This is a genomic window from Salmonella sp. SAL04214, from assembly GCF_046550615.1.
In the GTDB taxonomy this organism is placed as follows: Bacteria; Pseudomonadota; Gammaproteobacteria; order Enterobacterales; family Enterobacteriaceae; genus Salmonella; species Salmonella enterica.
In genome coordinates this window covers 238020-263141 of sequence record NZ_JBGDXT010000004.1, presented here as the reverse complement: position 1 = coordinate 263141, position 25122 = coordinate 238020, and the positions used below count along the sequence as shown (strand labels likewise).

Here is a 25122-nt window from a genome sequence, read left to right as displayed (position 1 = left end):
AAAAACCGGAGCGTACACGTAGTACGTGAGGTTTGACTCGCTACGCTCGCCCTTCGGGCCGCCGCTAGCGGCGTTCAAAACGCTAACGCGTTTTGGCGAGCACTGCCCAGGTCCAAAATGGCAAGTAAAATAGCCCTAATGGGATAGGCTCTAAATTAGCTCCCGCGATAGGTTGAATAACCATACTGACTTAATAACAGCGGCACATGATAGTGCTCATTCGTTTTGCTGATATGAAACTCGACGGGAATCTCCGGGAAAAACGTATCCAGTTTTTTACTTTCAAAATACTGGCCGGTTTTAAAAATAACGCGATAATCCCCCGGCGCGGCAGCTTTTTCGGGCCACAGTGCTTTAATACGTCCATCCTGGTCGGTATGCCCGGTGTTTAATTGCGTCCATCCGTTATCCTTTTTCTGCTCCAGTACCACCTCCACGCCGGGCGCCGGTTTGCCTGTTTGCTGATCGAGAATATGTACGCTGAGAATATTGTTGCCAGCGGCCAGCGCCATTGCCGGGGCTGCAACAAAAGATGCTATCACGGTAGCCAGTATATATCGTTTCATGCTTCACTCCTTTACGGTATTGATGCAGGAAAATATATCTGGCGCGTCCAGGATTAACCTTACACGGACATGACAATTATGTCATCTTGTTGGAGATTTACGGATTCGCTAACAAGCCTATGGCATACTGCGTCGATGAAGATTTTATTGATTGAAGATAACCAGAAAACCATTGAGTGGGTACGTCAGGGACTCACGGAAGCAGGCTATGTGGTTGATTATGCCTGTGATGGACGAGACGGATTGCACCTGGCGCTTCAGGAACATTATTCATTGATTATTCTTGATATTATGCTGCCGGGGCTTGATGGATGGCAGGTTTTACGCGCGTTACGCACTGCGCATCAGTCCCCTGTCATTTGCCTGACGGCGCGCGACTCGGTTGAGGATCGCGTCAAAGGTCTTGAGGCGGGCGCTAATGATTACCTTGTTAAGCCTTTTTCCTTCGCCGAACTGCTGGCCCGGGTGAGAGCTCAACTCAGACAGCATGTCCCGGTCTTTACCCGACTGACGATCAATGGTCTGGACATGGATGCCACAAAGCAATCGGTGTCACGAAATGGCAAACCGATTTCCCTGACCCGCAAAGAATTCCTGCTCCTCTGGTTACTGGCGTCCCGGGCAGGAGAAATCGTGCCCCGAACCGCGATCGCCAGCGAAGTTTGGGGAATTAACTTTGATAGTGAAACCAACACCGTTGATGTCGCGATTCGTCGGCTGCGCGCCAAAGTAGACGATCCATTTGAAAAGAAGCTCATTATGACCGTCCGGGGGATGGGTTATCGATTACAGGCGGAAGCGTCGCAGAATGGTTAAGTTATCAATGACGCTGCGCCTGACAATTTCTTTTATCGCCATCCTTATCCTCGCCTGTACCGGCATTAGCTGGACGCTCTATAACGCGCTGAGCAAAGAATTAACGTATCGTGATGATATGACGCTAATAAATCGGGCGGCGCAAATGCAGCAACTGTTACTGGATGGCGCCAGGCCGGAAAATCTGCCGCTCTATTTCAATCGGATGGTGGATACGAAGCAGGATATCTTATTGATCCATTCAGCAACAGGCCACAATGTTGCGATTAATCATAGCGGCATCCCCGACCAACGCTTTAACGAGATTCCGCTGGCTAAAAACATCACCCGCGAAACCTTATTTCGCCAGGCGGTACAAGGCACAGAACTTACCGCGGTACGAGTAAACGCCAGAAGCGGCGATGACCCGCTGACCCTTACTATTGCCAGGCTGGCGACGGAAAGGCGGCAAATGCTGGCGCAATATCGCCGTAACAGTTTGCTGATTAGCCTTATCGCGATCCTCGTCTGTTCGGCACTCAGTCCATTAGTCATCAGAAACGGGCTGCGGGCCATTACGTCGCTCAGCCGACTCACCGCGGCGACAGATAGCGGCACACTTCGCCAGCCGCTGGCGGAACAGGCGTTACCCGTCGAGCTCAGGCCGCTTGGACAAGCGCTAAATACCATGCGCCAGAAGCTTTCCGACGATTTTGAACGCCTGAACCAATTTGCCGACGATCTGGCGCATGAGCTGCGCACGCCGGTTAATATTTTACTGGGGAAAAACCAGGTGATGCTGAGTCAGGAACGCTGCGTCGAAGAGTATCAACAAGCCCTTGTCGATAATATTGAAGAGCTGGAGGGACTGTCGCGACTGACAGAAAATATTCTCTTTCTGGCACGCGCGGAGCACCAGAATATAGCGGTAAAAAAACAGCCTGTTTCGCTCAATGCGCTGGTCGAAAATATGCTGGATTATCTTAGCCCCCTTGCCGAGGAAAAGCGCATCTGTTTTATAAATCAATGTCAGGGAACGGTATGGGCTGACGAAATATTATTACAAAGAGTGCTCTCAAACCTGCTGACGAATGCCATCCGTTATTCTGATGAAAACGCCGTGATACGTATTGAAAGCGCTTATGATGATAACGTTGCAGAAATTCGGGTCGCTAATCCGGGCAGCCACCCCGCCGATGCGGATAAGCTTTTCCGGCGTTTTTGGCGAGGAGATAATGCCCGCCATACTGCCGGTTTCGGCCTGGGGTTATCGTTAGTTAACGCGATTGCTCTATTACACGATGGTTCGGCATCTTACCGCTATGCCGATGAACATAATATCTTTTCGGTTCGTCTGCCTGATAGCGCTGATAGCTAAGGTCAGTACAGGTTCTGTTCCCCTTCCCTGCCACAGGGCTGTGGTTATCAATACAACCTCAATAAAGAGAAAATAAAGGATGCCGGCAAAGAATATTGCTGGCTCGATCACTTTCTCGGTTTCCAATCCAGGGTCAATTCATCCCATAACGCGTTATTCAGTGGGAACCTTTATGAAAAAGTATCTTGCATTCGCCGTTACGCTGCTGGGTATGGGTAAAGTCATCGCCTGTACTACCCTTTTGGTAGGCAATCAGGCTTCGGCTGACGGCTCCTTCATTATCGCGCGCAACGAAGATGGCTCGGCAAATAACGCCAAGCATAAGGTTATTCACCCCGTCGCGTTTCATCAACAAGGCGAGTATAAAGCACATCGGAACAATTTTAGCTGGCCGCTTCCGGAGACAGCGATGCGCTATACGGCGATTCATGACTTTGATACTAACGATAACGCCATGGGTGAAGCCGGTTTCAATTCGGCGGGCGTCGGAATGAGCGCAACGGAAACCATTTATAACGGCAGAGCGGCGCTGGCTGCCGATCCTTACGTGACAAAAACGGGAATCACGGAAGACGCCATTGAGTCCGTGATCCTGCCAGTGGCGCAATCGGCGCGTCAGGGCGCCAAATTACTGGGAGACATTATTGAACAAAAAGGCGCTGGCGAAGGTTTCGGCGTCGCGTTTATTGATAGCAAAGAGATATGGTATCTGGAGACGGGAAGCGGTCATCAATGGCTGGCAGTACGACTTCCGGCAGATAGCTATTTCGTTTCCGCCAATCAGGGACGTTTACGCCATTACGATCCGAATGATAACGCGAATTATATGGCGTCACCAACGTTAGTAAGCTTTGCGAAAAAGCAGGAATTATATGATCCGGCCCGCGGCGAATTCGACTTTCATCAAGCCTATTCGCAGGATAACAAAAACGATACCACCTATAATTATCCGCGCGTCTGGACGCTACAACATCAGTTTAATCCGCATCTGGATACGGTCGTTAGCGAAGGGGAAACATTTCCTGTTTTTTTAACGCCAATAACAAAAATTAGCGTGGCGGCAGTAAAAAACGCGTTACGCAATCACTATCAGGGAACGTCGCACGACCCTTATGCCAGTCATAATCCACAAGAACCATGGCGACCTATATCCGTTTTTCGTACCCAGGAGTCGCATATTTTACAGGTCAGACCGAAATTACCGCAGGCTATCGGTAACGTAGAATACATCGCCTATGGAATGCCATCTCTTAGCGTCTATCTCCCCTATTATCAGGGAATGCGTCATTATCAACCCGGAGATGATAAAGGAACCGATCGGGCGAGCAACGACTCTACCTACTGGACATTCCGCACGCTGCAAACGCTGGTTATGCAGGACTACAATGCGTTTGCGCCAGATGTGCAACACGCCTGGAAAACATTTGAACAGCAAACAGCTAAGCAGCAGTATAAGATGGAACAGAGCTATCTGAGATTATATGCATCGCATCCGAAAGAAGCGCAACGCTTACTGCAAAATTTTGAAGATAAAACGATGCAAAATGCGCAGACGCTCGCCCGTCGCCTGACCAATAATATTATTACGACAATGACTTACCGCACAGATATGAAATATCACTTTTCAAGTACGCAACCATAAATTTAATGACAATCTATTAGCCACTCATACACAATAAGATAAAGCGGCACCAGAATTAGCCAGATATAAAAGACAATAATTATTATGGATTCATAGAGAGGATAGTTTATGACACTCCAGACAAATATCAGCAGAGAGACAAAAGCGGCAAAGACCCAGGAGGTATATAAGCACGTTGTTCTTTTCAAAATGGCCGCCTCCTCTCACATAAAACGACAACTACAGCTTATGTCCCGTGTTACATAACTTTTCCCGACAGGCCTCTTTTACCCATGCTGAAAAATTCCGCGTCTTTTCAGATTTCAACGCGAATTCTATCTGTTCAAGCATGGAATAGGAAAAACGAATATTCTTCGTCACGGTCTTACTTGTTCGGGGCTTTGCTGGCATACACACACCTGTATAACATTTGATGTAACGCCGTTACTTTACGCAGGAGTAAATCGGTGAATTTGATCTGAGTCAAGAAGGTGGGTTTTCAATAAAAGTTGTGCCATAAATTGTGAAGTTTGTAGATTTTATGAACATTTGATGTACCGATCTCCCCCATGATCGCCACTACGTATGGACGTCAGGATGCCTTCCCGCCTGATCAGAAGCGTTTCCTCATTAAAAAGGACATTTTTTTAAAGTTCCTGGCGCATAAAAGTCACATCCTTTTAAAGGGTTGTTAACCCTGTTGAATGTTCCCACTCCCCTATTCAGGAATATTAAAAACGCTATGCAAATACAGAGCTTCTATCACTCAGCTTCACTAAAAACCCAGGAGGCTTTTAAAAGCCTACAAAAAACCTTATACAATGGAATGCAGATTCTATCAGGCCAGGGCAAAGCGCCGGCTAAAGCACCCGACGCTCGCCCGGAAATTATTGTCCTGCGAGAACCTGGCGCGACATGGGGGAATTATCTACAGCATCAGAAGACGTCTAACCACTCTCTGCATGACCTCTATAACTTACAGCGCGATCTTCTCAACGTCGCGGCAACCGTTCTGGGTAAACAAGACCCAGTCCTGGCGTCAATGGCAAACCAAATGGAGTTAGCCAAAGTTAAAGCGGACCGGCCAGCAACAAAACAAGAAGAAGCCGCGGCAAAAGCATTGAAGAAAAATCTTATCGAACTTATTGCAGCACGCACTCAGCAGCAGGATGGCTTACCTGCAAAAGAAGCTCATCGCTTTGCGGCAGTAGCGTTTAGAGACGCTCAGGTCAAGCAGCTTAATAACCAGCCCTGGCAAACCATAAAACATACACTCACGCATAACGGGCATCACTATACCAACACGCAGCTCCCTGCCGCAGAGATGAAAATCGGCGCAAAAGATATCTTTCCCAGTGCTTATCAGGGAAAGGGCGTATGCAGTTGGGATACCAAGAATATTCATCACGCCAATAATTTGTGGATGTCCACGGTGAGTGTGCATGAGGACGGTAAAGATAAAACGCTTTTTTGCGGGATACGTCATGGCGTGCTTTCCCCCTATCATGAAAAAGATCCGCTTCTGCGTCAGGTCGGCGCTGAAAACAAAGCCAAAGAAGTATTAACTGCGGCACTTTTTAGTAAACCTGAGTTGCTTAACAGAGCCTTAGCGGGCGAAGCGGTAAGCCTGAAACTGGTATCCGTCGGGTTACTCACCGCGTCGAATATTTTCGGCAAAGAGGGAACGATGGTCGAGGATCAAATGCGCGCATGGCAATCGTTGACCCAGCCGGGAAAAATGATTCATTTAAAAATCCGCAATAAAGATGGCGATCTACAGACGGTAAAAATAAAACCGGACGTCGCCGCATTTAATATGGGTGTTAATGAGCTGACGCTCAAGCTCGGCTTTGGCCTTAAGGCATCTGATAGATATAATGCCGAAGCGCTACATCAGTTATTAGGCAATGATTTACGCCCTGAAGCCAGACCAGGTGGCTGGGTTGGCGAATGGCTGGCGCAATACCCGGATAATTATGAGGTCGTCAATACATTAGCACGCCAGATTAAGGATATCTGGAAAAATAACCAACATCATAAAGATGGCGGCGAACCCTATAAACTCGCACAACGCCTTGCCATGTTAGCCCATGAAATTGACGCGGTGCCCGCCTGGAATTGTAAAAGCGGCAAAGATCGTACAGGGATGATGGATTCAGAAATCAAGCGAGAGATCATTTCTTTCCATCAGACCCATATGTTAAATGCGCCTGGCAGTCTTCCGGATAGCGGTGGACAGAAAATTTTCCAAAAAGTATTACTGAATAGTGGCAACCTGGAGATTCAGAAACAAAATACGGGCGGGGCGGGAAACAAAGTACTGAAAAATTTATCGCCAGAGGTGCTCAATCTTTCCTATCAAAAACGAATTGGGGATGAAAATATTTGGCAGTCAGTAAAAGGCATTTCTTCATTAATCACATCTTGAGTCTTGAGGTAACTATATGGAAAGTCTATTAAATCGTTTATATGCCGCGTTAGGCCTGGATGCGCCAGAAGATGAGCCACTGCTCATCATTGATGATGGGATACAGGTTTATTTTAATGAATCCGATCATACACTGGAAATGTGCTGTCCCTTTATGCCATTGCCTGACGACACTCTGACTTTGCAGCATTTTTTACGTCTTAACTACGCCAGCGCCGTCACTATCGGCGCTGACGCAGACAATACTGCTTTAGTGGCGCTTTATCGCTTGCCGCAAACCAGTACCGAAGAAGAGGCGCTCACTGGTTTTGAATTATTCATTTCTAACGTGAAGCAATTGAAAGAGCGTTATGCATAATTTAATACATCAACATGCTTTCTTAATGAGATAAAGCGCGATACGTATGCCCTTTACAAGAGACAAGACCAGAATCTTTGGTGGAAATGTAAGGGGCAAACGTTCCTCTCTCTCATTTCGCTCTGTTTGCGGGAGCATTTTTAGTGTGTAAGTATTCCTGATCATCAGGTTTTTACGCCATCTACGCGCATTTATTCTGCTATAAGTTGAAATACTGCAAAAAATATTAGTGCTTATTATTTTTTCTTTAAGTAAATTTTCGCTCAACAAACTTAATTGTTTATTCAATGATGATGAAGCGTGAGTTATGCTGGAAATGAAGGAAGTCAATAGCAAGGATAATCTGATTATTCATGGGTGATATTATGAGACATCGTATATTTTTACCATTGCTTCTGGTGTTGTCGGCTACAGCCTTTTCGGCATCGGCGATGGCTGCCAGTGATTCCCCTCCACCACCAGATAATACAAAACACGCCTCCCGTGACTGGCCACCAGACCCCGAAGCATTGATTCGCCCACGCTGGTGTGACAACTGGCCATCAGATATAGAGATACCAGATTTTTGGTGTCAAGTATGTGGTTGTTAATTTTTTACAGAAAACTATAACAACCATATCAGAACTGAGGGTATATCTGGTCATGTATGTTTCATCAGTTCCTGGTGAACTGAATATGACTTCAGGCTGGCGTGTTTTATTAACGTCAGCCTGATTTTTTACAACATCATATTACTGACTTACAGGCGCAGCCAGCGCGTTCTATATCTAAGCTGGTGATTGTAACGACCCCAACAGTACTTCTGCTTCACCGTTATGGCAGATATCATCGCCTCTTGTCAGATGCCAGACACCTACTCATCCCCAACTAAAGCTCTAAATACAAAAATCACCTTATATCTTTTTTTATTATTCCTTGTATAAATGTGACTTGTCTCACACCTATAAGGAATCGACTCACTTCCATAAGAAGGAATCAAAATGCCAATAACTAACGCGTCCCCAGAAAATATATTAAGATATTTGCATGCGGCCGGTGCCGGTACGAAAGAAGCAATGAAAAGTGCAACTTCACCACGCGGTATACTGGAGTGGCTTGTCAATTTTTTTACCTGTGGTGGAATAAGAAGAAGCAATGAAAGATGCTTTCGGGAGGTAATTGGAAAACTGACCACATCATTATTATATGTAAATAAAGATGCTTTCTTCGATGGTAATAAAATATTTCTGGAGGATGTCAACGGGTGTACTATATGTCTGTCATGTGGAGCAGCATCCGAAAATACGGATCCCATGGTCATTATTGAAGTGAACAAAAATGGAAAAACTGTAATGGATAAAGTTGATAGCGAGAGATTTTGGAATGTATGTCGAATGTTAAAGCTGATGAGTAAACATAATATACAACAGCCTGATTCACTTATAACCGAGGATGGTTTTCTGAACCTGCGCGGAGTAAACCTGGCTTATAAAGATTTCCAGGGGGAAGATTTGTCAGAAATAGATGCTTCTGATGCAGATTTCCGTGAAACAAATCTTTCTAATGTAAATTTAGTCGGTGCAATTTTGTGTTGTGCAAATCTACACGCTGTAAATCTAATGGGTTCAAACATGACTAAAGCAAACCTGACTCACGCAGACCTGACTTGCGCTAACATGTCCGGTGTAAACTTAACCGCTGCAATTCTATTCGGCTCAGACTTAACTGACACCAAACTAAATGGTGCAAAATTAGATAAGATAGCTCTAACTTTAGCGAAAGCATTAACAGGAGCCGATCTGACAGGTAGTCAACATACCCCTACTCCACTCCCGGATTACAATGATAGAACTCTTTTCCCCCATCCGATATTTTAGTCGAGATAAAGGGATTTTATAAACAAGAAGTATTCAAACAGAGGCCCCCTTGTTTTATTAAATAAACCCCGCCCCTAAGTTTCATTATAAATAACATTTTCAGCGTATTACTTGTTGGCTTTGTCTGAATCATAGCGTTATCTGTATGTGGCACATTAACTAAAAACACTATTATTGCTTAATTTAAATAATTCATAATTGTAGTCAGGAAATAAGAAGTTATGCTTCCGGTCACCTACAGATTAATACCTCAAAGCGGAGTATCCACATATGGATTAAATACCGCAGATACACCTGTTTTCCCCGATATTCCCGAACATGCACCAAACCCCTCACGGCTACGCCTTGCTCATGACAGCCTTGCCATAAACAGTGAATTCCGTCTGGAGCCAGAGTGTGTGGTGGAGTACCTTATCTCAGGCGCGGGTGGAATAGACCCTGATACAGAAATTGATGACGACACTTATGACGAATGCTACGATGAACTATCCTCCGTACTTCAAAATGCGTATACCCAAAGCGAAACATTCCGCAGACTGATGAATTACGCATATGAAAAAGAACTACATGATGTGGAGCAGCGCTGGCTACTGGGGGCAGGCGAAGCCTTTGAAACTACCGTGGCTCAGGAACACTTCAAACTTTCAGAAGGCAGGAAAGTTATTTGTCTCAATCTGGACGATTCTGATGGTTCATATACCGAACATTATGAAAGTAACGAAGGACCACAACTTTTTGACACAAAACGTTCATTTATTCATGAAGTTGTACATGCACTGACCCATCTTCAGGATAAAGAAGAAAATCATCCAAGAGGCCCTGTTGTCGAATATACCAACATTATTCTGAAAGAGATGGGGCATCCTTCACCTCCCAGAGTGGTCTACATCTTCAATAAATAGACACATCGGGAAACGAAAAGAAACTAAAAACCCACGTAGTCCGTTTTTTCGGGAAATATTCTAACAGTATTTTCTAACTATATTCTAAGCGCCTAAAAAACAAAGGGGCTACCTTTCGGTAACCCCTTGTTTAATCTGGCGGAAGCGCAGAGATTCGAACTCTGGAACCCTTTCGGGTCGCCGGTTTTCAAGACCGGTGCCTTCAACCGCTCGGCCACACTTCCGGAATGAGGCGCACTATAAACATCCCGGTGCGTCATGTAAAGACCGAATGTGTTCGTTTGCGTGAAAAACAGGCAAATTTTCGTTAATTGCCTGAAATAGCGGCACATTGACCATTTCTTCAACACAAAAACGGGCTTAATACGTGTTGATCGTCCCCACTGTTTTACCGCTGTGATTATCAATTTTTTATCGGTAACGCGTGGTTGGCGCTGTCGCCTGTTTTATGGCGTAGCGCCAGGCATGAGAAGACCGTTTTAACGACGGTAATCACCTGAAATCTCTTAAGGAAACTAAACGTAAACGAATGCGTAAAGATGGGTAAAACCACTGGGTGACAGTGACTGTTTTTATTATTCTCCTTTATTAATTACATCTGTCATAAGAGAGTGACTAATGGATCGTATCATTACATCATCGCGTGATCGTAGCTCGCTACTGAGTACGCACAAAGTACTGCGCAACACCTATTTTCTGTTGAGCCTGACGCTGGCTTTCTCCGCAATTACCGCGACAGCCAGTACGGTACTGATGCTGCCCTCCCCCGGCCTGATTCTGACGCTGGTTGGTATGTATGGGCTGATGTTCCTGACCTATAAAACCGCCAATAAGCCGGTCGGTATCCTGTCTGCTTTTGCGTTTACCGGCTTCCTCGGCTATATCCTGGGCCCGATTCTTAACGCCTATCTGTCAGCAGGCATGGGCGATGTCATTGGCCTGGCGCTGGGTGGGACCGCGTTAGTATTTTTCTGCTGCTCCGCTTACGTTCTGACCACCCGTAAGGATATGTCTTTCCTGGGCGGTATGTTAATGGCCGGGATCGTCGTCGTGCTGATTGGTATGGTGGCGAATATTTTCCTGCAACTGCCTGCATTGCACCTGGCGATTAGCGCGGTGTTTATCCTGATTTCCTCGGGCGCTATCCTGTATGAAACCAGTAACATCATTCACGGCGGTGAAACCAACTATATTCGTGCGACCGTCAGCCTGTACGTTTCGCTGTACAACATCTTTGTCAGCCTGCTCAGCATTCTGGGCTTCGCCAGCCGCGACTAATCGACATTCCCCTCTTCCAGCCCTGCTTATGCAGGGCTTTATTTTTTGCTACACTGCCGTCCGTGTTGATTACGCAGTGAAACGTTATGTTGATCTTTGAAGGTAAAGAAATCAGTACTGATAGCGAAGGCTATCTGAAAGAGACGGCGCAGTGGAGTGAAACGCTGGCAGTCGCTATCGCCGCCAATGAAGGCATTGAGCTCTCTGCGGAACACTGGGAAGTCGTGCGCTTCGTGCGCGAATTTTACCTGGAGTTTAATACCTCTCCCGCCATCCGAATGCTGGTAAAAGCGATGGCGAATAAGTTCGGCGAAGAAAAAGGCAACAGCCGCTATCTGTATCGTCTGTTCCCGAAAGGCCCGGCAAAGCAAGCGACCAAAATCGCCGGTCTGCCCAAGCCGGTAAAGTGTATTTAATACCGAATACTGAAGCCTGTTAACGTCTCGCGAGGGCTGTGCGGTTCAGTGAGGATTTTGTCCACACGAGCAGAGCGCGGCCCGCCCTCTTTCAGCCACTTGATGAGTTTTTCCACCTGCGCCGCGTCGCCACAGGCCACCACCTCTACGCTTCCGTCATCCATATTCTTCGCATAGCCGGTTAACCCCAGCCGCTGCGCCTCATGCTGCGTGGTATAGCGAAACCCGACTCCCTGAACTCGACCATAAACCCAGGCGATAATGCAGACGTTCGACATGATGGTTCTCCTTTCATAATCAGTGGTGGAGGCTCATACAGGACATACTTAACGTACCTGACTGGGCAGACACCCATAATGTTGGCGGAATCTGGCCGTAAATCTCGACCCCGACAGGTAGCCGCACCGTAGCGCTATTTCGCCGATCGGCAGCGTCGTCGATTGCAGTTGAGAAAGCGCGCAGGACATGCGCACCTCTTCAACAATTTGTCGATAACTCTGCGATTCACGCTGCAAACGCCGACGCAGCGTCGATGTTCCTATAGCAAGACGGCGGGCTATCTCCTGGGCTGTCCATAGCTTAGCAGGCGAGAGCATAATCAGTTGCCGCACCTGCTCCGTGAGGGTGTAACGCCGTTCAATAAGCAGCGGTCCCGCCGCGCCATCATGTAAAAGCGCTAACAGTAACCCCATCGCCTGATGTTCCTGTAGCCCAACGGGTAAACCCTGGCGCACAGCATCCAACACGTTCTCCCACATAAATGTCAGGCTACGGCTCATCGGCGTACACAGCGATGTCAGGTTTGCCGGTGGATAATCCTGAACGTACATCGTTTTAAAGCGAGCAATAATCTCCGGTGAAAGTAACAACAGGTCGGAGCGAAAACCGTTCTGCGCAGGCTGATTAATAATCTCCAGCGGCGTGTTCGCCGGAATAATAATCAACTCGCCCGGCCCGGCGACAAGGCGGCTATCATCCTGAATGATGACTTTACTGCCCTGCGTAATATGGCAGATAGCGGCGGAAAAAAGCGTAACACGATGCAAACGGTGCAGATGACTGGAACGCACCTCTGCCGTCGTAAGATCCTGATGTCGAATATGCATCTCCTGCACCGTGCCGTCCTCTGTTTTATCTTCCGTATGTGGCCGTGAATTGTGCTTTCGCAATCACATGCGCGTTAAGCATAAACCCTACCAACGCGCCACTCGACTCACTGTCGAGCGGCAGTGTTGCCGTATTCAGCGCCCACACAGTAAACTGATAGCGATGAGGCTTATCGCCCGGCGGCGGACAGGCGCCGCCAAAGCCAGCATAACCGAAATCATTACGTCCCTGCACCACTCCAGCGGGTAACGTTTTTTTATCAGCCCCCGTCGGCAGGTCGTGAATCTGCGCAGGAATATTCACCATCGTCCAGTGCCACCAGCCGCTTCCGGTGGGCGCATCAGGATCGAAGACGGTAATAGCGTAGCTTTTGGTTCCGGCAGGCGGATTGCGCCAGCTCAGCTGCGGCGAAATATTTTCTCCGCTACAACCAAATCCTTTAAAGACGTGCTGTTGCGTTAAACGAAAATCCGCCGGAATATCCGCGCTACTGAGGCTAAACGCCGACGCGGCAGATACGCCGCCACTCAATGCCATCATTGCGGCTGCGGTCAAAGAGAAGACTGTTTTCATTGTATTTCCTTCTTCATATAAAGAAATAACACTATAAAAAGCGTCCGCTGAAGAAACTGTGCCTTTACGATTCTATTTTGTGCAGAAACGCTCACCGCCATACGCTGGTGATTGCCTCTCTCATCTGTGCTACCCTACGCGCCATTTCGTTTTCACGGTCCCTGGCTGGAGCTATTATCCGGCTCGCGTCACTGTTTGTGAGAGGTTACTCCGCATGACTGAATCTACATTTCCGCAATATCCCCGTTTAGTCCTCAGCAAAGGGCGAGAAAAATCTTTACTCCGCCGCCACCCATGGGTCTTTTCCGGCGCCGTCTCCCGCCTGGAAGGCAAAGCCAACCTCGGTGAAACTATCGATATCGTCGACCATCAGGGAAGGTGGTTAGCACGCGGCGCCTGGTCGCCAGCATCCCAGATCCGCGCGCGCGTCTGGACATTTGATAAAGCAGAATCCATTGATATTGCGTTTTTCACCCGCCGCCTGCGCCAGGCGCAGCAGTGGCGCGACTGGCTGGCGAAAAAAGACGGCCTGGATAGCTATCGTCTGATCGCCGGTGAATCCGATGGCCTGCCTGGCGTCACTATCGATCGTTTTGGTCATTTTTTGGTGCTGCAACTGCTCAGCGCCGGGGCCGAATATCAACGCGCCGCATTAATTAGCGCTCTGCAAACATGCTATCCGGATTGCGCTATTTACGATCGCAGCGACGTCGCCGTGCGGAAAAAAGAAGGGATGGCGCTGACGCAAGGTCCGGTCACTGGCGAACTGCCGCCTGCGCTTCTGCCAATTGAAGAACACGGTATGAAATTACTGGTCGATATCCAGGGCGGCCACAAAACCGGTTATTATCTTGATCAGCGCGACAGTCGTCTGGCGACGCGCCGCTACGTGGAAAATCAGCGGGTACTGAACTGCTTCTCTTATACCGGCGGTTTTGCCGTGTCGGCGTTAATGGGCGGTTGTCGCCAGGTTGTCAGCGTGGATACCTCACAGGATGCGCTGGATATCGCCAGGCAAAACGTTGAACTGAACCAACTGGACTTGAGCAAAGCCGAATTCGTGCGCGATGACGTGTTTAAGTTGCTGCGCGCTTACCGTGAACACGGCGAAAAATTCGACGTCATCATCATGGACCCGCCCAAATTCGTCGAAAATAAAAGCCAGTTAATGGGTGCCTGCCGGGGCTATAAAGACATTAACATGTTAGCGATTCAACTGCTCAATCCGGGCGGCATACTGCTGACATTCTCTTGCTCCGGACTGATGACCAGCGATTTATTTCAGAAAATCATTGCCGATGCCGCAATAGATGCCGGTCGTGATGTACAATTTATAGAGCAGTTCCGTCAGGCCGCCGATCACCCGGTGATCGCCACCTACCCGGAAGGGCTGTATCTGAAAGGGTTTGCCTGTCGCGTCATGTAACTTGAAAAGTGGAATAGTATCCTCATATAAAGGGTATCTATTTCCCGGGAGGTGACTATGATAGCCAGCAAATTCGGTATCGGCCAACAGGTCCGCCATTCCCTGTTAGGTTACCTCGGAGTGGTCGTCGATATCGACCCGGAATATTCGCTTGATGAACCGTCGCCTGATGAACTGGCGGTTAACGACGAACTTCGCGCCGCTCCGTGGTACCACGTGGTAATGGAAGATGATGATGGTCAGCCAGTGCATACTTATCTGGCCGAGGCCCAGTTGCGAAGCGAAATGCGGGACGAGCATCCAGAACAGCCATCGATGGATGAACTGGCGCGTACCATTCGCAAGCAGCTTCAGGCGCCGCGACTACGTAACTGATTGTATGTAAAAGGCCGGAGAGCGATATCCGGCCATTTTAAACTTTTATTTCGCCAGCCCCAGGCGAGGGATCTCAATCGCCGGGCAGCGATCCATCACCACGGTCATGCCTGCATCCCGCGCCAGTACCGCCGCCTGCTCGTTGATCACGCCAAGCTGTAGCCACAGCGTTTTTGCGCCGATGGCGATAGCTTCCTGTGCGACGCCCCATGCAGCTTCAGAGTTGCGAAAAACATCCACCATATCGACTTTTTCGGGAATGTCCGCCAGCGTGGCATACCCCTGTTGCCCCAGCAATGACTTACCCGCGACTTTTGGCGCAACCGGAATCACATGGTAGCCCTGTTCAAGCAGGTATTTCATTACCCGATAACTTGGACGATCGGGTTTATCGCTCGCACCTACCAGCGCGATAGTGCGAGTGGACGTCAATACATCAGCAATATCGGTCTCTTTCATCATCTTTCTCCTGGCTGTTTTGCAAAGTGTACGACAAACCTGACATAGCAACCATTCATCCCATACCGATGTATGAGAGCAAAACGCCAAAATATGTCTATATGTTAGTAAACATGATCTAAGAAAAATTTCGATACATTATTAGCCAGACGGCCTTTGGACAGGAGAACCTTATGAAAACCGGCGCGCTAACCACCTTCCTTGCTCTCTGTTTGCCGGTGACTGTTTTTGCCACAACGCTCCGTCTGTCGAATGAGGTTGATCTGCTGGTGCTGGACGGCAAAAAGGTGTCCAGCTCTTTATTACGCGGCGCAGAGAGCATCGAACTGGAAAACGGGCCGCATCAACTCGTTTTCCGGGTGGAAAAAACCATCCGCCTGCCCGGTAATGAAGAGCGGCTTTATATTTCTCCGCCGCTGGTGATAAGTTTCGATACCCAACTGATAAATCAGGTCAATTTCCAGCTCCCACGGCTGGAAAACGAGCGCGAAGCCTCGCATTTTAACGCGGCGCCGCGTCTGGCGCTTTTGGACGGCGACGCCATGCCCATTCCGGTAAAACTCGATATTCTGGCCATTACTTCTACGGCTAAAGTGGTCGATTATGAAATAGAGACCGAGCGTTATAATAAATCGGCGAAACGCGCCTCGCTTCCTCAGTTCGCCACGATGATGGCAGACGACAGCACATTACTTTCCGACGTCTCAGAGCTTGATACCGTACCGCCGCAATCACAAACTCTGACAGAACAGCGGCTGAAATATTGGTTCCGACTGGCCGACCCGCAGACACGCCATCATTTTCTGCAATGGGCGGAAAAACAGCCGCCCTCTTGATATGAGTTGTCCCAGCGCGCAATTTTTTTGTCTTTCTCTTGCAGCATCAAGCGCTTCCAGTAATCTGTAGACAGGTTAACTACGGAATCGAATTATGGAACTGACGACTCGCACCTTGCCGACGCGCAAACATATCGCGTTGGTTGCTCACGACCACTGCAAACAGATGTTAATGAACTGGGTGGAACGCCATCAGCCGTTGCTGGAAAAACACGTTCTTTATGCAACCGGCACCACGGGGAATCTGATCCAGCGCGCAACCGGTATGGACGTTAATGCGATGCTGAGCGGCCCGATGGGCGGCGACCAGCAGGTTGGCGCGCTCATTTCAGAAGGGAAAATCGACGTGTTGATTTTCTTCTGGGACCCGCTTAACGCGGTACCGCACGACCCCGATGTCAAAGCGCTACTGCGTCTGGCCACCGTATGGAATATCCCTGTCGCCACTAACGTCTCAACGGCGGACTTTATCATCCAGTCCCCGCATTTTAATGACGCTGTAGATATTCTTATTCCGGATTATGCGCGTTATCTGGCCGAGCGCCTGAAATAACCGCTACGCGGGCGGGATGCTGTACCGCCCGCGCTTTAGGGCTTCCTCGCCACCGGCACATCCAGCTGTTTAAGCGCCTCCACAAAGCGCGAGGGATTATCTTTATTGAAAAGCAGCCAGACCCGCGCGCGCGCGCGCGTCAACGCCACATATAACAAACGCCGCTCTTCAGCGTCCGGAAAATCCTCAACCTGAGGAAGAAGCGCACTTTCCATAATGGATTCTCGCGCCGGGGCGGGGAAACCGTCGTTACCCTCCTGCAATCCGACAAGAATCACGTAATCGGCCTGTTGGCCTTTGCTGGCATGGATAGTCATGAAGTCTATCTGTAACTTCGGCCAGCGAGTCGCCGCTTTTTGTAGACTCGCGGGTTTCAGATGGTGATAGCGCGCCAGCACCAGGATACGTTCATCTACCTTCGCATAGCCGGATAATTTATCCAGTAACGCGTCCAACTGGCTTTCATCCAATAACGTCACCGCTTTTTTATCGCCTGGGGTCAGACTATTTAACGGTTTTTTAAGTTGGTGCGGATTCTGCTGTACAAAGCGATTGGCAATATCGCCAATCCGACTGTTAAAACGGTACGTGGTGTCCAGGTGGCAATGCTCGCCCTCGCCGAACGTCTGATGAAACGCCGTCGTTAAGGAGAGCTGCGCCCCGCTAAAACGGTAAATCGCCTGCCAGTCATCGCCAACGGCAAACAGCGTAGTCTGGCTATTCTGCTTGCGCAGCGCCTCTAACAGCGCCGCCCGTTGCGGGGAAATATCCTGAAATTCATCGACCAGAATATGCTTCCACGGGCTGATAAAACGCCCTTTTTCGAGGATCACCATTGCCTGATGGATCAGCCCGGAGAAATCAACGGCATTTTCCGCTTTCAACGCGCTTTTCCAGGCCTTTAGCAGCGGCGCCATCAGCTTAATGCGTTTGCCAAACAGCTCGCGGCACTCCTCTGGCGCGCCAGCGATCATTTCTGCCTGCGCGCCGCCGTGCATACGCATCAAACTGACCCAACGATCCAGGCGAGGGGCCAGACGCCGCTGCAATGTCTCATCGTCCCAGAAATTACCTTCCGGCACTACCCACTGCATCTCCTCTTCCAGCCACTGACGCCAGCCTTTGGCCTGCGCTTTTTTCTCGCTACACTGCTGACGCCAGGTGCGCAGAAATAGCTGATGCCGCGCGGTGGCGTCACTTTCCAGCTTACTGACAACCGGCGCTTTTTTACTGCCTTGCTGAATAATATACAGCGCCAGCGAATGGAACGTACGAGCAGTAATCTCTTCCGTATGTAAGCGCTCGCGGATACGCTCATCCATCTCTTCTGCCGCCTTGCGACCAAACGCCAGTAAAAGAATTTGCCCCGCATCGGCTTGTCCGCGCGCCAACAGCCAACCCGCGCGCGCCACCAGCACCGAGGTCTTACCGCTTCCCGCGCCCGCCAGTACCAGTAACGATGATTCGCCGTTAACCACCGCCCTGGCCTGGGAAGGATTAAGCGGAGAAGATTCTATCTGCGTAAAAAAGTCGGCATGCGCTTCCAGCATGGCATCAGCATACGCCTGATTATGCTGCTGCCGACTTCCCTTGCTATCCTGTAACCAGGCCAGACACTTACGCCATATCTCGCGACAGTGAGCAAACTCCTCCAGACGTGAGACCGGCAGCGGCAAGGCGGCAAACGTCTGGCGAATTTCCTGTTCCAGCCCCCGAACGCGTTCACGGGTAAGCCATTGGTTTTCGCCCGTTCGCTCACTAATACGCGCCCATTGCTCCTGTAATGCCTGCGCGGCGACATCACTCATCTCCTGGCTCCAGCGACGCCAGTGCGCGTCCAGATAGCGATGGAATTGCTGGGTTTCCGACCACTCGGTACCGTGCAAACGCACGACTTTATCCTCCGGGAGGACAAACTCCAGCTCGCCCCATACCAGCCCACGCTTACAGTGAATCGCCAATAACTGATTGAATGGAATAAGATATTCATGCCTGTCGCCAGACACTTTCACCCCAGCGTTGAGGATCACGGCACGATCATACGGGTGTTGCGCCAGACGTTTTCCAAGAGAAGTTGCTTTCAGTTCCATGACTCAGCGAATCCAGACGTAAAGATGTGCTTATCAGTGTAACCGCCAGAGAAAACGTGCTCCAGTCTAAAAAAACGTTACAATTGCCCGCAGTGATAGAAAACCGGAATGAACTGAGGGTTTATGCGTACCGTTCTGAATATTTTAAACTTTGTACTGGGCGGCTTTGCCACTACGCTGGCCTGGCTGCTGTCGACGCTTGTCAGTATTGTGCTTATTTTTACCCTGCCGTTGACCCGCTCCTGCTGGGAGATAACCAAACTGTCCCTGTTCCCTTACGGTAATGAAGCCATTCACGTTGACGAACTTAATCCGGCGGCGAAAAGCGTATTAATGAATACTGGCGGTACCTTGCTGAATATTTTCTGGTTACTTTTTTTCGGCTGGTGGCTATGCCTGATGCACATTGCCTCCGGTATCGCGCAGTGTGTCACTATCATCGGGATACCTGTCGGTATTGCGAACTTTAAAATTGCCGCGATTGCGCTTTGGCCTGTCGGTCGCCGCGTCGTCTCTGTAGAAACCGCTCGCGCCGCGCGAGAAGCTAACGCGCGCCGCCGTTTTGAATGATCGGGACAAATAGCCTTTATGTTAAGTCCGTTGATTCGCCGTTATACCTGGAACAGTACCTGGCTGTATTACATCCGCATTTTTATCGCTCTGTGCGGCACCACCGCCCTGCCCTGGTGGCTGGGCGACGTCAAACTGACCATCCCGCTCACGCTCGGTATGGTTGCCGCGGCGCTAACCGATCTCGACGATCGCCTTGCCGGACGCTTGCGTAATTTAATCATTACCTTAATTTGCTTTTTTATCGCGTCGGCTTCTGTGGAGCTGCTCTTTCCCTGGCCGTGGCTATTTGCGTTGGGCTTAACGTTATCCACCAGCGGGTTTATTCTGTTGGGAGGACTGGGGCAACGCTATGCCACCATCGCGTTCGGCGCGTTACTCATTGCCATCTATACGATGCTGGGTACCTCTTTATACGATCACTGGTATCAGCAACCACTGCTCCTGCTGGCAGGCGCAGTATGGTATAACCTACTGACGCTAACCGGGCATCTGCTATTTCCGATCCGTCCGTTGCAGGATAATCTGGCACGCAGTTACGAACAGTTAGCGCACTATCTGGAACTGAAATCACGTCTGTTTGATCCTGATATTGAAGATGAAAGCCAGGCGCCGCTCTATGATTTAGCGTTAGCGAACGGGCAGTTAATGGCGACGCTGAACCAAACGAAAGTGTCGTTATTGACTCGCCTGCGCGGCGATCGCGGTCAACGCGGTACGCGCCGCACCCTCCATTACTATTTTGTGGCACAGGATATTCATGAACGCGCCAGTTCTTCGCATATTCAATATCAGACGCTGCGCGATTATTTTCGCCATAGCGACGTCATGTTCCGCTTTCAACGTCTGATGTCGATGCAGGCGCAGGCCTGTACGCAGCTGGCGCGCTGTATCTTACTGCGTACGCCGTACCAGCATGATCCGCGCTTTGAACGCGTCTTTACCCACATTGACGCCGCGCTTGAACGTATGCGCGCCAGCGGCGCTTCTTTAGAGCTGCTGAATACGCTTGGATTCTTATTAACCAACCTACGCGCCATTGATGCGCAACTGGCGACGATCGAGTCGGAGCAGGCCCAGGCAATGCCGCGCAATGAGTCAGAAAACCAGTTGGCTGATGATAGCCTGCACGGGTTTAGCGACATCTGGCTGCGTCTGAGCCGTAATTTTACCCCGGAGTCCGCTCTCTTTCGCCATGCGGTACGCATGTCACTGGTATTGTGCATCGGTTATGCTCTCATCCAAATTACCGGGATGCGCCACGGGTACTGGATATTGCTCACCAGCCTGTTCGTTTGTCAGCCTAACTATAACGCAACCCGCCATCGCCTTGCGCTCAGGATTATCGGTACGTTGGTAGGCGTTGCGATCGGCCTGCCGATTTTATGGTTTGTCCCTTCGCTTGAAGGACAGTTAGTTCTGCTGGTGATTACCGGCGTGCTTTTCTTCGCATTCCGTAATGTGCAGTATGCCCATGCGACGATGTTCATCACCCTGCTGGTATTACTCTGCTTTAACCTCCTGGGCGAAGGCTTTGAGGTAGCGTTACCGCGCGTCGTCGACACGTTAATTGGCTGCGCTATCGCCTGGGCTGCGGTCAGCTTTATTTGGCCGGACTGGCGCTTTCGCAACCTTCCCCGGGTACTCCAGCGCGCCACCGATGCTAATTGCCGCTACCTTGATGCGATCCTTGAGCAATATCACCAGGGACGGGATAACCGCCTGGCCTATCGCATTGCCAGACGCGACGCGCACAACCGCGATGCAGAACTGGCATCCGTGGTTTCTAATATGTCGAGCGAACCCGACGTCACGGCTGAAACCCGGGAGGCGGCGTTCAGGCTGCTTTGCCTCAATCACACTTTTACCAGCTATATCTCCGCCCTCGGCGCGCACCGCGAAAAGCTCAGTAATCCGGACGTGTTGGGGCTTCTGGATGACGCGGTCTGCTACGTTGATGATGCGCTTCATCATCAACCTGAAGACGAACAGCGCGTACACCAGGCGCTGGAGGGTTTAAAGCAGCGAGTTCAGTCACTGGAAACACGTCCGGACAGCAAAGAACCTCTGGTTGTTCAACAAATTGGTTTGCTCATTGCCTTACTGCCCGAGATTGGACGCTTGCAACGGCAAATTTCACCGCCGACTTCTACATTAATTACCCAGCCGTAAGCGAATGAGCCCAGTCGGCAAGCTCCTGGCGACGACTCGCCGGGAGCGCCGCTTCATGTACGCCGACAATTGCGCCTTCCAGGGCATACAAAACTTTCACCGTCAGCAAGGGATTGCTTTGTCGCAACCTTAGCCAGCACATTTTCGCGCCCAGTATGCGTAACATATTTTCGTCCTTTATCCCTGACTCATTGAGCAATGTTTCCAGATGGAAGGTCATATTGGGGAGATCTTTGAGTCTGTGCTGTAAAATACGGCTGTGTTTTTCCTTCATTGCCGCGTCAAGAGAATACTTCGATAAACGCACCAGCTGCTGCTGATCGCGCCACAGGCTTTCATCCACCCGGTAATAGTTGAGCATAACGGGACGTCCACATTTCATAAACATGAGCCAGGCGGGAGGATGCTTCACACAGTAGGGTACGCTTTCTTCACAGGCGCGGAGATAAAGCTCGCCATTAGCCACCATCGCAAAGACGGTATCCTCCACGGTCAGACTATAGCTACCGAATAAAGATCGATACTGGATCGTCCCCAAAGAGGCCAAATATTCTTGCGATTTATAGATCCTGTCATAAGAGAGTGCTCTCATAAAATTCCTTTTAAATCATAAAGTAAAAGAATGATTAGCAGTAACGGATCCGTTAATGACGAAAATAGGCAACTTATACTCCGCGAGCAAGATGATTTTTATTTTTGACGCCACTAAGAATAAAAATTGCGAGACAGTTTCCGAAAATAGAGTTGATCTTTCATCGCCACAGGGGTACTGTATGAATATACAGTAACTCACAGGGCTGGATTGATTATGTACACTTCAGGTTATGCAAATCGTTCTTCGTCATTTCCTACCACTACCCACAACGCTGCGCGCACCGCTACGGAAAATGCCGCGGCAGGACTGGTCAGTGAAGTTGTCTACCACGAAGACCAGCCCATGATGGCGCAACTCCTGCTTTTGCCTTTACTCCGTCAGTTAGGCCAACAATCACGCTGGCAGCTCTGGCTCACGCCGCAGCAAAAGCTCAGCCGTGAATGGGTACAGTCTTCAGGTTTGCCATTAACGAAAGTGATGCAAATTAGCCAGCTTGCGCCTCGTCATACGCTGGAGTCGATGATCCGCGCTTTGCGTACAGGAAATTACAGCGTGGTAATTGGTTGGATGACTGAAGAACTGACAGAAGAAGAACATGCCAGCCTGGTTGAAGCAGCGAAGGTAGGTAATGCGGTAGGGTTTATCATGCGCCCTGTACGTGCGCACGCTTTACCCAGGAGACAGCATTCCGGGCTAAAAATTCACTCTAATTTGTATCATTAAGTAAAATTAGGATTTATCCTGGACTTTTTTTTACGCGAACGTATCTCCTTTGAGTGCTAACGTTTTTTTTGCGAGAACGCTTGCCAGAAGCGGTTTCCGCAATTTTTGCTGTACGATTTATCATCTGAAACTGTTAAATGATGTGTATATCCGTCATGTTTTTTTCACATGTCTGACGGAGTTCACACTTGTAAGTTTCCAACTACGTTGTAGACTTTACATCGCCAGGGGTGCTCAGCATAAGCCGTAGATATCGGTAGAGTAACTATTGAGCAGATCCCCCGGTGAAGGATTTAACCGTGTTATCTCGTTGGAGATATTCATGGCGTATTTTGGATGATAACGAGGCGCAAAAAATGAAAAAGACAGCTATCGCGATTGCAGTGGCACTGGCTGGTTTCGCTACCGTAGCGCAGGCCGCTCCGAAAGATAACACCTGGTACGCTGGTGCTAAACTGGGCTGGTCTCAGTACCATGACACCGGCTTCATTAACAATGATGGCCCGACTCATGAAAACCAACTGGGCGCAGGTGCTTTTGGTGGTTACCAGGTTAACCCGTACGTTGGCTTTGAAATGGGCTACGACTGGTTAGGCCGTATGCCGTACAAAGGCGACAACATCAATGGCGCTTATAAAGCTCAGGGCGTTCAGTTGACCGCTAAACTGGGTTATCCAATCACTGACGATCTGGACGTTTATACCCGTCTGGGTGGTATGGTATGGCGTGCAGACACCAAGTCTAACGTCCCTGGCGGCCCGTCTACTAAAGACCACGACACCGGCGTTTCCCCGGTATTCGCGGGCGGTATCGAGTATGCTATCACCCCTGAAATCGCAACCCGTCTGGAATACCAGTGGACTAACAACATCGGTGATGCCAACACCATCGGCACCCGTCCGGACAACGGCCTGCTGAGCGTAGGTGTTTCCTACCGTTTCGGCCAGCAAGAAGCTGCTCCGGTAGTCGCTCCGGCACCAGCTCCGGCTCCGGAAGTACAGACCAAGCACTTCACTCTGAAGTCTGACGTACTGTTCAACTTCAACAAATCTACCCTGAAGCCGGAAGGCCAGCAGGCTCTGGATCAGCTGTACAGCCAGCTGAGCAACCTGGATCCGAAAGACGGTTCCGTTGTCGTTCTGGGCTTCACTGACCGTATCGGTTCTGACGCTTACAACCAGGGTCTGTCCGAGAAACGTGCTCAGTCTGTTGTTGATTACCTGATCTCCAAAGGTATTCCGTCTGACAAAATCTCCGCACGTGGTATGGGCGAATCTAACCCGGTTACCGGCAACACCTGTGACAACGTGAAACCTCGCGCTGCCCTGATCGATTGCCTGGCTCCGGATCGCCGCGTAGAGATCGAAGTTAAAGGCGTTAAAGACGTGGTAACTCAGCCGCAGGCTTAAGTTTCCGTCTGATAAAAAACCCCGCGTCGCGGGGTTTTTTGCTCTGGTCTGGGTGACAACGCCTTTCAGCGTTACTTCTTGCCTAATAACGCCTGTAAATCCTGCTTTAACGTGGTCATTTGCGTGGCATATTTCTCTTTATGCTCCGCGTCTTCTATCAGTTGCACTATCGTTTCGGATAATGTTTTACCGCGTCGCTGCGCAAGGCCCGCCAGACGCTGCCAGACCATAAACTCTAAATCGATAGATTTTTTGCGCGTATGCTGATGTTCCGCATTGAAGTGTCGTTTGCGTCTTGCCCGAATGGTTTGTTTCATCCGATTAAGCAAGGCAGGATTCATATGCCTGTCTATCCAGACATTTACCCGCACCGGTTCATTTTCGAGGGCCAACAACAAATTGACGGCTTCCTGGGCAGCACTGGCTTCCACGTAGCGGGTGATCAACTCCCCTTCGCGGTGCTTTTTCACCAGATATTTCCATTTCCAACCGCTTTCAAGATTTTCAAGTTGTTGATATTTCATTGTGATCCCAATGTTACCGTGTAACTGTTATCAGAATATCAGTTTTTTAGCCATCTGAAGAAAAGAATCTCGAACCTGTGAATGGTTACACGTCTTCATATTACTTTGCATT

The 25122-nt window shown here is 49.5% G+C and carries 29 protein-coding genes and 1 tRNA gene; 19 read left to right on the top strand and 11 right to left on the bottom strand.

Annotated features, from left to right (window positions below; all coding sequences use genetic code 11):
• Positions 1-155: 155 nt before the first annotated feature.
• Positions 156-566, bottom strand: coding sequence for a hydroxyisourate hydrolase (hiuH, locus tag ACLJQD_RS09415; RefSeq protein WP_017440940.1), 411 nt, complete (start codon positions 564-566; stop codon positions 156-158).
• 135 nt (positions 567-701) lie between these two features.
• On the opposite strand from hiuH, the gene hprR reads away from it, so the two are divergent.
• From hprR to ACLJQD_RS09395, 4 genes are all read left to right on the top strand, one after another.
• Entirely contained in the window at positions 702-1382 is a 681-nt protein-coding gene (gene hprR / locus ACLJQD_RS09410; RefSeq protein ID WP_017440939.1) for a response regulator transcription factor HprR, read from the top strand.
• On the top strand, positions 1375-2739 hold the full coding sequence (locus ACLJQD_RS09405) for a heavy metal sensor histidine kinase (RefSeq protein ID WP_017440938.1): 1365 nt from the start codon (positions 1375-1377) through the stop codon (positions 2737-2739). Before hprR ends, ACLJQD_RS09405 begins: the two co-directional genes overlap by 8 nt.
• A 172-nt stretch (positions 2740-2911) precedes the next feature.
• Complete coding sequence (locus ACLJQD_RS09400) at positions 2912-4381, top strand: C69 family dipeptidase (protein ID WP_017440937.1); 1470 nt, start codon at positions 2912-2914, stop codon at positions 4379-4381.
• A gap of 108 nt (positions 4382-4489) precedes the next feature.
• Positions 4490-4627, top strand: coding sequence for a hypothetical protein (locus ACLJQD_RS09395; protein ID WP_017440936.1), 138 nt, complete (start codon positions 4490-4492; stop codon positions 4625-4627).
• On the opposite strand, the gene ACLJQD_RS09390 is transcribed toward ACLJQD_RS09395, so the two are convergent.
• Complete coding sequence (locus ACLJQD_RS09390) at positions 4601-4771, bottom strand: YlcI/YnfO family protein (protein WP_001111006.1); 171 nt, start codon at positions 4769-4771, stop codon at positions 4601-4603. The genes ACLJQD_RS09395 and ACLJQD_RS09390 overlap by 27 nt on opposite strands.
• A gap of 331 nt (positions 4772-5102) precedes the next feature.
• On the opposite strand from ACLJQD_RS09390, the gene sopB reads away from it, so the two are divergent.
• Together sopB and sigE are read left to right on the top strand one after the other, a co-directional pair.
• Positions 5103-6788 (top strand): SPI-1 type III secretion system effector inositol phosphate phosphatase SopB, encoded by a 1686-nt coding sequence (gene sopB, locus ACLJQD_RS09385; RefSeq protein ID WP_017440935.1) that lies wholly within the window; start codon positions 5103-5105, stop codon positions 6786-6788.
• A gap of 16 nt (positions 6789-6804) precedes the next feature.
• Complete coding sequence (gene sigE / locus ACLJQD_RS09380) at positions 6805-7146, top strand: type III secretion system chaperone SigE (RefSeq protein ID WP_000444723.1); 342 nt, start codon at positions 6805-6807, stop codon at positions 7144-7146.
• A 9-nt stretch (positions 7147-7155) separates the two neighbouring features.
• On the opposite strand, the gene ACLJQD_RS09375 is transcribed toward sigE, so the two are convergent.
• Entirely contained in the window at positions 7156-7476 is a 321-nt protein-coding gene (locus ACLJQD_RS09375; protein WP_077907214.1) for a hypothetical protein, read from the bottom strand.
• A 23-nt stretch (positions 7477-7499) separates the two neighbouring features.
• Here ACLJQD_RS09375 and ACLJQD_RS09370 point away from each other — a divergent pair, with 23 nt between their 5' ends.
• The 3 genes from ACLJQD_RS09370 to pipA all read left to right on the top strand — a co-directional run bounded on the left by ACLJQD_RS09370 (position 7500) and on the right by pipA (position 9904).
• Complete coding sequence (locus ACLJQD_RS09370; RefSeq protein ID WP_071527456.1) at positions 7500-7736, top strand: PagK family vesicle-borne virulence factor; 237 nt, start codon at positions 7500-7502, stop codon at positions 7734-7736.
• Positions 7737-8126: 390 nt separating this feature from the next.
• Positions 8127-9002 (top strand): SPI-2 type III secretion system effector PipB, encoded by an 876-nt coding sequence (gene pipB, locus ACLJQD_RS09365; RefSeq protein WP_017440934.1) that lies wholly within the window; start codon positions 8127-8129, stop codon positions 9000-9002.
• 221 nt (positions 9003-9223) lie between these two features.
• Positions 9224-9904 (top strand): type III secretion system effector protease PipA, encoded by a 681-nt coding sequence (pipA, locus tag ACLJQD_RS09360; RefSeq protein WP_017440933.1) that lies wholly within the window; start codon positions 9224-9226, stop codon positions 9902-9904.
• A 136-nt stretch (positions 9905-10040) separates the two neighbouring features.
• On the opposite strand, the gene ACLJQD_RS09355 is transcribed toward pipA, so the two are convergent.
• Positions 10041-10128, bottom strand: a tRNA-Ser gene (locus ACLJQD_RS09355).
• Positions 10129-10522: 394 nt separating this feature from the next.
• Here ACLJQD_RS09355 and yccA point away from each other — a divergent pair.
• Together yccA and tusE are read left to right on the top strand one after the other, a co-directional pair.
• Positions 10523-11182 carry an FtsH protease modulator YccA gene (yccA, locus tag ACLJQD_RS09350; RefSeq protein WP_000374046.1) on the top strand — a complete coding sequence of 220 codons (660 nt, stop codon included), beginning with the start codon at positions 10523-10525 and terminating at the stop codon, positions 11180-11182.
• An 86-nt stretch (positions 11183-11268) separates the two neighbouring features.
• Positions 11269-11598, top strand: a complete 330-nt coding sequence (gene tusE, locus ACLJQD_RS09345; RefSeq protein ID WP_017440931.1) for a sulfurtransferase TusE — start codon at positions 11269-11271, stop codon at positions 11596-11598.
• Here tusE and yccX read toward each other — a convergent pair.
• Genes yccX through ACLJQD_RS09330 form a run of 3 tightly spaced genes read right to left on the bottom strand, consistent with a single transcriptional unit; the run spans position 11595 to position 13278 of the window.
• Positions 11595-11876, bottom strand: a complete 282-nt coding sequence (yccX, locus tag ACLJQD_RS09340; protein ID WP_000072884.1) for an acylphosphatase — start codon at positions 11874-11876, stop codon at positions 11595-11597. The genes tusE and yccX overlap by 4 nt on opposite strands.
• A gap of 48 nt (positions 11877-11924) precedes the next feature.
• Positions 11925-12704: a helix-turn-helix transcriptional regulator gene (locus ACLJQD_RS09335; protein ID WP_017440930.1), complete on the bottom strand. Its 780-nt coding sequence runs from the start codon at positions 12702-12704 to the stop codon at positions 11925-11927.
• Positions 12705-12729: 25 nt separating this feature from the next.
• Entirely contained in the window at positions 12730-13278 is a 549-nt protein-coding gene (locus ACLJQD_RS09330) for a YbhB/YbcL family Raf kinase inhibitor-like protein (RefSeq protein ID WP_000859417.1), read from the bottom strand.
• 214 nt (positions 13279-13492) lie between these two features.
• Between ACLJQD_RS09330 and rlmI the strand changes: the two genes are divergently transcribed.
• On the top strand, positions 13493-14704 hold the full coding sequence (rlmI, locus tag ACLJQD_RS09325) for a 23S rRNA (cytosine(1962)-C(5))-methyltransferase RlmI (RefSeq protein WP_017440929.1): 1212 nt from the start codon (positions 13493-13495) through the stop codon (positions 14702-14704).
• Between the two features lie 57 nt (positions 14705-14761).
• Positions 14762-15079, top strand: a complete 318-nt coding sequence (gene hspQ, locus ACLJQD_RS09320; RefSeq protein ID WP_000561983.1) for a heat shock protein HspQ — start codon at positions 14762-14764, stop codon at positions 15077-15079.
• 45 nt (positions 15080-15124) lie between these two features.
• Here the strand turns inward: hspQ and ACLJQD_RS09315 are convergent, their stop codons facing one another.
• On the bottom strand, positions 15125-15538 hold the full coding sequence (locus tag ACLJQD_RS09315) for a CoA-binding protein (protein ID WP_023203512.1): 414 nt from the start codon (positions 15536-15538) through the stop codon (positions 15125-15127).
• 173 nt (positions 15539-15711) lie between these two features.
• Between ACLJQD_RS09315 and ACLJQD_RS09310 the strand changes: the two genes are divergently transcribed.
• Together ACLJQD_RS09310 and mgsA are read left to right on the top strand one after the other, a co-directional pair.
• A complete protein-coding gene (locus tag ACLJQD_RS09310; protein ID WP_000847729.1) occupies positions 15712-16374 on the top strand; it encodes a DUF2057 family protein in 663 nt (220 codons plus the stop codon).
• 94 nt (positions 16375-16468) lie between these two features.
• A complete protein-coding gene (gene mgsA / locus ACLJQD_RS09305) occupies positions 16469-16927 on the top strand; it encodes a methylglyoxal synthase (RefSeq protein ID WP_000424187.1) in 459 nt (152 codons plus the stop codon).
• A 35-nt stretch (positions 16928-16962) separates the two neighbouring features.
• Here the strand turns inward: mgsA and helD are convergent, their stop codons facing one another.
• Entirely contained in the window at positions 16963-19017 is a 2055-nt protein-coding gene (gene helD, locus ACLJQD_RS09300) for a DNA helicase IV (protein WP_017440928.1), read from the bottom strand.
• Between the two features lie 123 nt (positions 19018-19140).
• On the opposite strand from helD, the gene ACLJQD_RS09295 reads away from it, so the two are divergent.
• Together ACLJQD_RS09295 and yccS are read left to right on the top strand one after the other, a co-directional pair.
• Positions 19141-19587: a YccF domain-containing protein gene (locus ACLJQD_RS09295; RefSeq protein ID WP_017440927.1), complete on the top strand. Its 447-nt coding sequence runs from the start codon at positions 19141-19143 to the stop codon at positions 19585-19587.
• 18 nt (positions 19588-19605) lie between these two features.
• Entirely contained in the window at positions 19606-21759 is a 2154-nt protein-coding gene (yccS, locus tag ACLJQD_RS09290; RefSeq protein WP_000950881.1) for a YccS family putative transporter, read from the top strand.
• Here yccS and ACLJQD_RS09285 read toward each other — a convergent pair.
• Positions 21746-22351, bottom strand: coding sequence for a TfoX/Sxy family DNA transformation protein (locus ACLJQD_RS09285; protein ID WP_001202375.1), 606 nt, complete (start codon positions 22349-22351; stop codon positions 21746-21748). The two genes, yccS and ACLJQD_RS09285, sit on opposite strands and share 14 nt — an antisense overlap.
• A 216-nt stretch (positions 22352-22567) precedes the next feature.
• On the opposite strand from ACLJQD_RS09285, the gene sulA reads away from it, so the two are divergent.
• Together sulA and ompA are read left to right on the top strand one after the other, a co-directional pair.
• The gene (gene sulA / locus ACLJQD_RS09280) at positions 22568-23077 is read left to right on the top strand and encodes an SOS-induced cell division inhibitor SulA (protein ID WP_000288732.1); all 510 of its coding nucleotides are present in this window, start codon (positions 22568-22570) and stop codon (positions 23075-23077) included.
• A gap of 356 nt (positions 23078-23433) precedes the next feature.
• Positions 23434-24486 carry a porin OmpA gene (gene ompA / locus ACLJQD_RS09275; protein WP_001670727.1) on the top strand — a complete coding sequence of 351 codons (1053 nt, stop codon included), beginning with the start codon at positions 23434-23436 and terminating at the stop codon, positions 24484-24486.
• Between the two features lie 71 nt (positions 24487-24557).
• Here ompA and matP read toward each other — a convergent pair whose 3' ends face one another.
• Positions 24558-25010 (bottom strand): macrodomain Ter protein MatP, encoded by a 453-nt coding sequence (matP, locus tag ACLJQD_RS09270; protein WP_000877172.1) that lies wholly within the window; start codon positions 25008-25010, stop codon positions 24558-24560.
• Positions 25011-25122: the final 112 nt, after the last annotated feature.

Coding starts and splice junctions, on each gene's coding strand:
- hiuH (WP_017440940.1), bottom strand. CDS start 566: ATGAAACGATATATACTGGCTACCGTGATAGCATCTTTTGTTGCAGCC.
- hprR (WP_017440939.1), top strand. CDS start 702: ATGAAGATTTTATTGATTGAAGATAACCAGAAAACCATTGAGTGGGTA.
- ACLJQD_RS09405 (WP_017440938.1), top strand. CDS start 1,375: ATGGTTAAGTTATCAATGACGCTGCGCCTGACAATTTCTTTTATCGCC.
- ACLJQD_RS09400 (WP_017440937.1), top strand. CDS start 2,912: ATGAAAAAGTATCTTGCATTCGCCGTTACGCTGCTGGGTATGGGTAAA.
- ACLJQD_RS09395 (WP_017440936.1), top strand. CDS start 4,490: ATGACACTCCAGACAAATATCAGCAGAGAGACAAAAGCGGCAAAGACC.
- ACLJQD_RS09390 (WP_001111006.1), bottom strand. CDS start 4,771: ATGCCAGCAAAGCCCCGAACAAGTAAGACCGTGACGAAGAATATTCGT.
- sopB (WP_017440935.1), top strand. CDS start 5,103: ATGCAAATACAGAGCTTCTATCACTCAGCTTCACTAAAAACCCAGGAG.
- sigE (WP_000444723.1), top strand. CDS start 6,805: ATGGAAAGTCTATTAAATCGTTTATATGCCGCGTTAGGCCTGGATGCG.
- ACLJQD_RS09370 (WP_071527456.1), top strand. CDS start 7,500: ATGGGTGATATTATGAGACATCGTATATTTTTACCATTGCTTCTGGTG.
- pipB (WP_017440934.1), top strand. CDS start 8,127: ATGCCAATAACTAACGCGTCCCCAGAAAATATATTAAGATATTTGCAT.
- pipA (WP_017440933.1), top strand. CDS start 9,224: ATGCTTCCGGTCACCTACAGATTAATACCTCAAAGCGGAGTATCCACA.
- yccA (WP_000374046.1), top strand. CDS start 10,523: ATGGATCGTATCATTACATCATCGCGTGATCGTAGCTCGCTACTGAGT.
- tusE (WP_017440931.1), top strand. CDS start 11,269: ATGTTGATCTTTGAAGGTAAAGAAATCAGTACTGATAGCGAAGGCTAT.
- yccX (WP_000072884.1), bottom strand. CDS start 11,876: ATGTCGAACGTCTGCATTATCGCCTGGGTTTATGGTCGAGTTCAGGGA.
- ACLJQD_RS09335 (WP_017440930.1), bottom strand. CDS start 12,704: ATGCATATTCGACATCAGGATCTTACGACGGCAGAGGTGCGTTCCAGT.
- ACLJQD_RS09330 (WP_000859417.1), bottom strand. CDS start 13,278: ATGAAAACAGTCTTCTCTTTGACCGCAGCCGCAATGATGGCATTGAGT.
- rlmI (WP_017440929.1), top strand. CDS start 13,493: ATGACTGAATCTACATTTCCGCAATATCCCCGTTTAGTCCTCAGCAAA.
- hspQ (WP_000561983.1), top strand. CDS start 14,762: ATGATAGCCAGCAAATTCGGTATCGGCCAACAGGTCCGCCATTCCCTG.
- ACLJQD_RS09315 (WP_023203512.1), bottom strand. CDS start 15,538: ATGAAAGAGACCGATATTGCTGATGTATTGACGTCCACTCGCACTATC.
- ACLJQD_RS09310 (WP_000847729.1), top strand. CDS start 15,712: ATGAAAACCGGCGCGCTAACCACCTTCCTTGCTCTCTGTTTGCCGGTG.
- mgsA (WP_000424187.1), top strand. CDS start 16,469: ATGGAACTGACGACTCGCACCTTGCCGACGCGCAAACATATCGCGTTG.
- helD (WP_017440928.1), bottom strand. CDS start 19,017: ATGGAACTGAAAGCAACTTCTCTTGGAAAACGTCTGGCGCAACACCCG.
- ACLJQD_RS09295 (WP_017440927.1), top strand. CDS start 19,141: ATGCGTACCGTTCTGAATATTTTAAACTTTGTACTGGGCGGCTTTGCC.
- yccS (WP_000950881.1), top strand. CDS start 19,606: ATGTTAAGTCCGTTGATTCGCCGTTATACCTGGAACAGTACCTGGCTG.
- ACLJQD_RS09285 (WP_001202375.1), bottom strand. CDS start 22,351: ATGAGAGCACTCTCTTATGACAGGATCTATAAATCGCAAGAATATTTG.
- sulA (WP_000288732.1), top strand. CDS start 22,568: ATGTACACTTCAGGTTATGCAAATCGTTCTTCGTCATTTCCTACCACT.
- ompA (WP_001670727.1), top strand. CDS start 23,434: ATGAAAAAGACAGCTATCGCGATTGCAGTGGCACTGGCTGGTTTCGCT.
- matP (WP_000877172.1), bottom strand. CDS start 25,010: ATGAAATATCAACAACTTGAAAATCTTGAAAGCGGTTGGAAATGGAAA.